10 protein-coding genes are annotated in these 8,939 nt (G+C 40.3%); 9 read left to right on the top strand and 1 reads right to left on the bottom strand.

Features of this window, described 5'->3' with window-relative positions; translation table 11 throughout:
• Positions 1-467 precede the first annotated feature (467 nt).
• From AAEO50_RS20495 to AAEO50_RS20480, 4 genes are all read left to right on the top strand, one after another.
• Positions 468-1,058, top strand: coding sequence for a YpjP family protein (locus tag AAEO50_RS20495; RefSeq protein ID WP_341986226.1), 591 nt, complete (start codon positions 468-470; stop codon positions 1,056-1,058).
• A 173-nt stretch (positions 1,059-1,231) separates the two neighbouring features.
• Positions 1,232-1,924 (top strand): anthrax toxin lethal factor-related metalloendopeptidase, encoded by a 693-nt coding sequence (locus AAEO50_RS20490; protein WP_341986225.1) that lies wholly within the window; start codon positions 1,232-1,234, stop codon positions 1,922-1,924.
• 195 nt (positions 1,925-2,119) lie between these two features.
• Complete coding sequence (locus AAEO50_RS20485) at positions 2,120-3,076, top strand: thymidylate synthase (RefSeq protein WP_341986224.1); 957 nt, start codon at positions 2,120-2,122, stop codon at positions 3,074-3,076.
• Between the two features lie 71 nt (positions 3,077-3,147).
• Positions 3,148-3,639, top strand: a complete 492-nt coding sequence (locus AAEO50_RS20480; protein WP_341986223.1) for a dihydrofolate reductase — start codon at positions 3,148-3,150, stop codon at positions 3,637-3,639.
• Between the two features lie 46 nt (positions 3,640-3,685).
• Here the strand turns inward: AAEO50_RS20480 and trhA are convergent, their stop codons facing one another.
• The gene (gene trhA / locus AAEO50_RS20475; protein WP_341986222.1) at positions 3,686-4,324 is read right to left on the bottom strand and encodes a PAQR family membrane homeostasis protein TrhA; all 639 of its coding nucleotides are present in this window, start codon (positions 4,322-4,324) and stop codon (positions 3,686-3,688) included.
• A 220-nt stretch (positions 4,325-4,544) separates the two neighbouring features.
• Between trhA and AAEO50_RS20470 the strand changes: the two genes are divergently transcribed.
• From AAEO50_RS20470 to AAEO50_RS20450, 5 genes are all read left to right on the top strand, one after another.
• Positions 4,545-5,198, top strand: coding sequence for an SOS response-associated peptidase (locus tag AAEO50_RS20470; protein ID WP_341986221.1), 654 nt, complete (start codon positions 4,545-4,547; stop codon positions 5,196-5,198).
• Positions 5,199-5,365: 167 nt separating this feature from the next.
• Positions 5,366-5,626 carry a DUF2535 family protein gene (locus AAEO50_RS20465; protein ID WP_341986220.1) on the top strand — a complete coding sequence of 87 codons (261 nt, stop codon included), beginning with the start codon at positions 5,366-5,368 and terminating at the stop codon, positions 5,624-5,626.
• Positions 5,627-6,118: 492 nt separating this feature from the next.
• Positions 6,119-6,961: a DegV family protein gene (locus tag AAEO50_RS20460; RefSeq protein WP_341986219.1), complete on the top strand. Its 843-nt coding sequence runs from the start codon at positions 6,119-6,121 to the stop codon at positions 6,959-6,961.
• A gap of 254 nt (positions 6,962-7,215) precedes the next feature.
• Positions 7,216-8,010 (top strand): SGNH/GDSL hydrolase family protein, encoded by a 795-nt coding sequence (locus AAEO50_RS20455; RefSeq protein WP_341986218.1) that lies wholly within the window; start codon positions 7,216-7,218, stop codon positions 8,008-8,010.
• Positions 8,011-8,039: 29 nt separating this feature from the next.
• A complete protein-coding gene (locus AAEO50_RS20450) occupies positions 8,040-8,627 on the top strand; it encodes a YpmS family protein (protein ID WP_341986217.1) in 588 nt (195 codons plus the stop codon).
• Positions 8,628-8,939 lie beyond the last annotated feature (312 nt).

Raw genomic sequence — 8,939 nt, 5'->3', positions numbered from 1 at the left:
GGTGGCATAAGACGAATCGGCCTGGAAGGCGCTCTTTGCCTTCTTGGTCGGTTTGGCTTATGACATGTGCCTCTAAGCCCTGCAGCTAGACAAGTTAGACCCCGCAGGAGCTTAAGCGACGAGGAGGCTCACGGGTCACCCGCGGAAAGCGAAGTCTTGCACGGAAATCAAAAGCGGTATTTACAGAACTAACAGAACAAACTAAAAAGACAGGCATTTAAAACTGCCTGTCTGCTCATTGCATTAGTCAGTGAAACCTAGTACTACGAAATAACCTAATAGAAGTAAGTATCCAATATTAATCATAATTCCAGTATCCATTTAGTTATCCTCCTTACGAAATATCCTCATTAATATACTACCACATAAATATTTTTATATCCTACAAAAAAATGAAACCTTTTTCACTTTTTGCACGTAATAAATAGTATAATAATAGAAGCAATACATAGGAAAGGACGTTATTTATGTCAATTTGGCTGAAAAAGTCGTTTTTTGTACTTATATCGATCCTTACATTCGGACTGGTAACTCCGTCGCAAGCCTTCCTGAATGAAGAAGGACATGCACTGGCGAAAAGCAATAGTAAGGCTTCTTCCATTGAACGTGCCGAAGAGGATGTGCTGCAGGAAGACCCCGTTTTTTCAAGGGAGGATTTTCTGGAAAATATGATGGAGCAGGCCGAACAAAATGCCTATATGAAATTTGGTGCGAAAATTAAGCCTGCAATAGAAGACGAATTCCGAAGCGTAATTCTTCCCAAGATGGAACATGCAATAGAACAAACGGCACGACAGTATGGTGATGAGGATTTATCCTTACTCGTCATATCAGAAGTTCCTTCCTATGCAAAAACCGAAAAGATCTTTCATATCTATGATAAGAAATCCGGGGAAGATGTGATCCGTTTTCATGTAAGGAAGGATCACCCTCCGAAAGAAGGATATTATTTTAACTTTCATTATCACACAGTCCATGATGATTTCCAGACCCATCATGATCTTGGAAGCATCTACTGGGATAAAAATACTCCCCCGCAATGGATGAGCGTATCCTAAACGTCTATATACATACAACAAGCACACTCTATGCTGTGCTTGTTTTTTTATAGTCAGAATGCCAGCATTCAAAGTTCATCACGAATTGGAAGGAATCGCTCCTAAAAAGCAAGTTGATATTATGGTAGAATAGTAGTTACCTAAGTACTTCTTGTTTACGGAGGTTCTTTTATATGAAACGTGCAGCCATACTCCTCTTCATAATTACCGCTTCCTTCATCATATGGAAACAAACACAGGCAAACTACAGCGGTATTCTATTAAAACATTCTTCCATTCAATCCAGCCTGCAATTACAATCACAAGATCAGTTGGACAACATCGTCCTGCTGCCGGAGACGGACTTCGACAGGGCTGAAGCGAAAGGAATCATCGAAAGGCTTGATCATATTCCAGGTCATTTACTGAGTGCGGTTGAAAAACAGGAAATAAAGGTACGCTTATTTGAAAAGAAGTTAACCGACTTTTCTTCTACCAGTCACTTAAAAGGTGTGACTCCAAGAGGATACACGAATAAAAGGACGACTTGGGATGATGTCCCTGGAATCGGGGGTTCAAAGCTGGTTCTTATTAAGATCGGCCATAGCGAGAAGGGAATGGGCCATGATTCCATTAACTTGGAATTGCATGAACTTGCCCACAGCATTGACAGATATGTCGTCAATGATCCTTATTCTGAAATGGCTTTTTTGCAGGTTTGGAAGCGGGAGGCCCCTCTTTTATTCCCTGATCGTTCATACTTTATGGATTATCAGGAAGAATATTTCGCAGAAACATTTGCCATGTATTTTTTCAGTCGGGACTCACGTAATCTACTAAAAAGAAAAGCTCCGTCCACATATCAATACTTCAAGACACTGAACTGAAGGGTGACATATATTTTTTTGAAGCAGAAGGTATTTCCTTCTGCTGAATTTTTTTAGTGATAGTGGCGTTGGAGGGTATCGGAGTCACGATGATTTTTTGTTCATGGAAGTCAACCCTATTTAATTTCAACCACATGGCTTAAAATAAAGAAGATACATATTGAAGAATTTGATTACAACGAAGGAGCGATAAAGATGACACATGGAGAAAATGCTTATCTGGATATGTGCCGGCATGTCCTGGACAATGGCTTTAAAAAAGAGGATCGAACAGGGACAGGCACTCTGTCGGTCTTCGGTTATCAAATGAGATTTGACTTAAGTAAAGGATTTCCGCTGCTGACAACCAAACGGGTACCTTTCAGGCTTGTCGCAAGTGAACTATTATGGTTCATTAAAGGTGATACAAATATACGTTATTTACTTCAGCACAACAACAATATCTGGAATGAATGGGCGTTTAAGAACTGGGTGGAAAGCGAAGAATATTCAGGACCTGATATGAAGGATTTTGGACTCAGAAGCCAGCAGGATGAAGAATTTAACAAGCAGTATCAAAACGAAATGGAACAATTTAAAGAACGTATCCTAAACGATGAAGGGTTTGCCGCAAAGTACGGGGAATTAGGGCCGGTATATGGAAAACAATGGAGAGAATGGGAAACCACCACAGGTGGGTCAATCGATCAGTTAAAAGACCTGATTGAACAGATAAAGGTCAACCCTGACTCAAGAAGGTTGATTTTATCTAGCTGGTCACCTGAATTTATACCTATGATGGGGTTGCCGCCTTGTCATACATTGTTTCAATTTTATGTGGCGGATGGAAAGCTGAGCTGTCAGTTATACCAGCGCAGCGGAGATATTTTCCTTGGCATTCCATTTAATATAGCAAGCTATGCTCTTTTGACTCACTTAATTGCGCATGAGTGCGGGCTTGAAGCAGGCGATTTCGTCCATACGATAGGCGATGCACATATTTATACTAATCACATTGAACAAATTACAACCCAGCTTGACCGTGAACCTAGAGCGCTTCCTCAATTGAAATTGAACAGCGAAGTGAAGTCGGTTTTTGATTTTGAAATGAAAGACATTGAATTGACAGGATACGACCCACATCCGTCCATCAAAGCACCTGTGGCTGTATAATAGTAGATGGGTGGGCATTGTCTTGAGAATAAGGATGATTACATGATTGTTTGAAAGGGGAAGAGGAAGGTATGATCTCTTTTATCGTAGCAATGGATACAAAATCGGCGATTGGAAAAAACAACGAGCTTCCTTGGCATCTGCCTGCTGACTTAGCATTCTTTAAAAAAGTCACGATGGGGAATCCGATTGTGATGGGAAGAAAAACGTTTGAGTCAATCGGGAAAGCCCTGCCGGGAAGAGAAAATATCGTAGTCACAAGAGATAGGCATTACAAAGCAGAAGACTGTACCATTATCCACTCGGTTGATAAGATTTCTGAAATTGAAAGGAATTCAAATGAAGAAGTATTTGTGATCGGAGGAGCGGAAATTTTTAAAGAAACGTTTTCGTTTGCCGACCGCCTTTATATTACTATGATCGAGGAAGAATTCGATGGGGACACATTTTTCCCCCCATTCAATCTTGAAGAGTGGGAACTGAAAAGCAGGAAAAAGGGTCCGAAGGATGATAAAAATCCATACGATTATTACTTCTTGACTTATGACCGAAAGCATAATTGAAATCGAAAAAGGTACTGTCCACGGACAGTACCTTTTTTTAGAAGTGTTATACATATAACAATATACAAAAATACATACAGCCGCTGCCTGCCAATACAAATAAATGCCAGATTGCATGATTGTAGGGAAGCTTATTCCAGACATAAAAGATGGCTCCGATTGAATACATGATACCGCCCGCTAATAAAAGAGAGAACCCTGCCCCTGTCAGGCTGAAATAAAGCGGCTTAATCGCAATGATGACAAGCCAGCCCATGACAAGGTAGAAAAGAGTCGATACAATCTGGAAGCGCTGTACGAAATAACATTTGAATACAATTCCGATGACAGCAAGCCCCCACACAATTCCAAAAAGGGTCCAGCCTAATGCGCTTCGTACACTCACCAGCATAAATGGGGTATAGGTACCTGCAATCAGAATATAGATAGCGGAATGATCAAGGATGGCGAATAGGTTCTTAATCTTTGACGGTTTAAAGCTGTGCAGCAAAGTCGAAAACAAATAAAGAAGGATCATCGATGCCCCAAATATGGAAAAACTGACGATATGCCAAGGGGATCCCCTATCGACGGAGAAAATGATCAACATGACCAAAGCAGGGATGCTTAAGATCAAGCCGATACCATGAGTGATGGCATTGGCAATTTCTTCCTTCCAATTGGAATAATCAAAGTCATATGTCACGTATACGCACCTCTTTCAGTTGAACAGTTAATATTGAATGTGTATTTATCGTAATCCTCTTTACCAAATTCTGCAACCATTTTGCAGTGGTTCTTGTTTTTATGGGTATTTTAGGTTACCCTCTTTGTAAGAAACGCACTGCTGAGTTGATCGTTGAATTTATCAGCAGATTTGTTTAACAGACTCCAAGGAAAAATATATGATTTAGAGAGGTGTTTCTATGTGCGGAAGATTTTCTCTTACGACCCCCCTGGAAGAATTAATTAGTCAATTTTCAATAGATGAATACATTGAAGAATCTTCTCCCAGATATAATATTGCCCCTTCACAAAAGGTACTTTCACTTATTTCTAACAATGGTAAAAGAAAAGCGGGGGAAACCCTTTGGGGCCTTGTACCAGGATGGGCAAATACGAATAAGTGGAAGCCGCTGATCAATGCAAGAAGTGAGACATTGTTAGAAAAACCAAGCTTTCGCTCATTGGTTCACAAGAAAAGGATGGTCATATTCTCAGATGGATTTTATGAATGGAAGCAAGAGGAAGAGGGGAAAGTCCCTGTTCGCTTTCAGCTAAAAAGTGAACAACCATTTGTTTTTGCTGCGCTTTGGGACAGAAGCAGCGATGGACAGGTAACATCCACGATCATAACGACAGAAGCCAACGACCTGGTACAACCAGTCCATAATAGAATGCCTGTAATGCTGAGTGATAATGAAGAAATAGAAAGATGGCTGAACACCGACAAATACTCATTCGAGGAAGCGTCCAAAATACTGACCCCATTTCCTGAGGAAGATATGAAGAGTTTCCAGGTTTCCCAACTGGTGAATTCACCTAAAAATGATGTAGAAGAATGTATTAATCCTGCTTAATTCAGGACCGTTTGTTCTGAGGGCATTGCTTTTCCGGATACCAGTACCCCTTTTTAGTATTTTGAATTAGTTCATTATTACTGAAAAATTCAATTAATTTTGCAGGATTAGACATATTACGCACCTTAAATAAGGTATAATAGGGATATAAACGGGTATAAAAGAGGATGGATACTTTGCTGACAAAAACCATTGAGTTCAAATCAAAGTATGGAATGAAAGTCAAAATCTTAGAAGTCCCTGTATTGAAGGAAGACAGCCCGCTCTATTTTAGAGTAAATTTGAAACTGAATGCTTTCATTTCCAAAGTCATGAAAGAACATGCTCAAAAAACAACGTACAGTTTTAGAGAATACCTAAAGAAAACAATGAAATGGTCAGATTATGAATTAATCTATTACTCTGAAGAATTAAAAAACAATGCTTGAGCATTAGGGGTGAATCTAAAGTTTAGCCAAACTTTAGATTCAGCTTTTTTTCTTATAGGAAGCTTTTATTAAAGCTTGTTGTTAGCTGTTTCTAGCTGTTGATTGGAGTGCAAGACGAAGACTCCTGCGGGAGAAGTGGCCAATTAGAAAAGCGGAAGGGCTTTGCTCAGAGGCGGGTGGCATAAGACGAATTGGCCTGGAAGGCGCTCTTTGCCTTCTTGGTCGGTTTGGCTTATGACATGTGCCTCTAAGCCCTGCAGCTAGACAAGTGAGACGCAGGAGGCTCACAGGTCACCCGCGGAAAGCGAAGTCTTGCACGGAAATCAACAGCGGTGTTTAACAGAGCATTTTCCAAGGGCTCTCTGATAACGGAAAAATTTTTGGAGAACAGCCTTCAAAAAAGAGAGGCACGGCAGCAATTGATAATATCTATTTAAATCCTGACTTTTTAACGTTATAATACAAGGGATATGGTAGAAGGATGTGGCAAAGTTGACCAAAATTAAAATAGTGACAGATTCAACAGTAGATTTAACAGAGAAGGAAATAAGCGACCTGGACATACATGTTGTTCCTCTATCCGTTACAATCGATGGAAAAACATACTTAGATAGAATTGATCTGACTCCCTCAAGCTTTTTGGAGAAAATGAAAACATCAAAGGAATTACCCAAAAGTTCACAGCCTCCGGCAGGTTCTTTTCTTGAATTGTATGATGAGCTGGGTAAAGATGGATCGGTCATTCTTTCAATCCACATGACGGGTAATATGAGCGGTACGGTGCGTTCGGCACAATCAGCAGCAGAAATGTCGTCATCACAAGTAACAGTTGTAGACTCTAGATTCATTTCAAGAGCACTGGCTTTTCAGGTAATCGAAGCCGCCAAGCTTGCTAAGGAAGAAAAATCCCTTAAGGAAATCATGGATTCCATTGAAAATATCCGCAAGAATACGAATTTGTTCGTAGTCGTGGATACTCTTGAAAACCTGGTGAAAGGAGGGAGGATCGGCAAGGGCAGGGCTATGATCGGCTCCCTGCTGAACATCAAGCCGATTGCTTCCCTGGCAGGAGGGGAGTATACCCCTGTAGCAAAGGTGCGGAGCCATTCCCAGGTGGTCAAATATTTATCTTCGCAATTCGTTGAGGACGTTAAAGGAAAGACGATTCGCGGTGTCGGGCTGGTTGAGATAGACGGTCTGAAGCTGGCTCAGAATCTCAAGAACAAGATTAAAGAAAAAACGGGATATGAAGATTATGAAATACTGCAGACCACACCGATCATCAGTACCCATACCGGAATTGGTGCAATTGGATTCATGTACTATACAGACTAATAGAAAACGGCGGGGGGGCTGGCCCTTCGCCGTTTTGAACTTTTCATTTTACTATAACCCGATACTCCTTAATATGATTCAAATTTTCATTTATTTACATATACTAAAGTAAGTAAATATGCGGCTGTCTTCCCAAAGATGTACTGATGGGCAAAATACCTGCAGTTTACAATTAGTTTATGTATCATTAACAAAGGTTTTACGAATACGTGGACGTGATATAATAAGTTTATAGTTTATGCGAGGTGAAGCAAATGAAAAGGATCGGATTCTTCATGCTTGCTTTTGTTCTTCTCTTGTCTGGCTGTTCAATTGAAGAAGCAGCGGAACATGTAACCAGGGAAGTTTCCTTGTGGGATAAAGATAATCCAAATGAAAACTTCATACCGAAAAATTTAAAAATCGTTTCTATCGGTGATTCTCTCACTCAAGGTGTAGGGGATAGTACGAAAAAGGGAGGATATGTTCCTTACCTGGAAAATCATCTTGAATCCATGGATGGGATAAACAATGCACAATTCCATAACTATGGTGTAAGAGGTAACCGTACTGATCAGCTGCTCAAACGGTTGAAAGAAGCCAAAGTGAAAAAGTCGATTGAAGAAGCTGATGTGGTGATGATCACGATTGGTGGGAACGATGTGATGAAAATCTTCAGGGAAAATCTGTCCCACTTAAGTTTAGAAGTATTCCAAGAAGAAAAACGTTTGTATCAAAAAAGGCTAAATGAGATCATGGAAACGATCAAAAGCTATAATTCTGATGCAGGGATTGTTCTTGTGGGACTTTATAATCCTTTCAATACCTGGTTTTCCGATATTGATGAAGTGAATCAGATCATCAGTAACTGGAACAGTTCGAGTGAGCAAGTATTGAGCAACTATGATAAAACGCTGTTTATAAAGATTGATGATTTATTCATCGACAGTGGAGATACCTTGTTATATGAAGATTATTTCCATCCAAACGATGAAGGGTATAAATTAATCGCAGATCGGATGTTTATGAGTCTTTCACAAGGGGAAACAATTGCAAGACTGACCAATTAACCATATTTAGTTAGAAGAGGAGAGCCGTCATGAAGAATAAGTGGAAGGTAGCTTTTTTTGCCTTATTAGGAGCCTTGATTGCAGGATTTGTCATTATTCTACTAATGGTTTTTGCTCCTGCTGAGGACGATGAACTGCCTGAAAATAAAGCAAATAATAATAAGGAAGTTGGATTTGACGTACGCTCAAACAAAGAAGACCTTAACCTTATCATCGAACACTATATCGAAGAAGAAGGCCTTAAAGGTCCGGTTGAATATGATGTTAAGTTAAAGGATGATGTGGAATTACATGGGTCTGTCCCAGTCTTCACGTCCGACATTGATTTTGAACTGAAATTTGAACCAAAGGCATTGAAAAATGGCGATATCCTTCTAAAACAGAAGTCGATCTCAGTAGGCGCCCTTAATTTACCCGTATCTTATGTGTTGAAAGTCATCAGGGATTCATACAATTTTCCAGAATGGGTGAAGATACAGCCAAATGACGAATTGATATATGTTTCGCTCCGGGATATGAAACTGAAAAGTGATATTAAAGTGAGAGCGAAGGAATTTGATTTGGAAGAAGACAACATCATGTTCCGTCTATTAGTGCCAGTCGATCAGGCGCAATAAGAAAAGTGGAGGCTCGCCCTGGGACTTATAACCTCCGAGCTGGACAATAATTTAAGAGACTGGGACAAAAGTATTTTACTCTGAGTAAAACCCGAACTAATTCGCCTTCAGAGAGGAAAATTAGTTCGGGTTTTTTATAGTTCTGCACAAACGTGCGTTAAGTTTTAGCTTGTTCCAGCGGTTGATTGGAGTGCAAGACGAAGACTCCTGCGGGAATAGTAGCTTATGTGAGACCCCGCAGGAGCGAACGCGACGAGGAGGCTCACGGGCTACCCGCGGAAAGCGAAGTCTTGCACGGAAATCAATAGCGGT

Source organism: Rossellomorea oryzaecorticis, from assembly GCF_038405515.1.
Classification (GTDB): Bacteria; Bacillota; Bacilli; order Bacillales; family Bacillaceae_B; genus Rossellomorea; species Rossellomorea oryzaecorticis_A.
The sequence above is the reverse complement of the archived record's forward strand: the minus strand, read 5'-3'. Positions and strand labels throughout refer to the sequence as shown.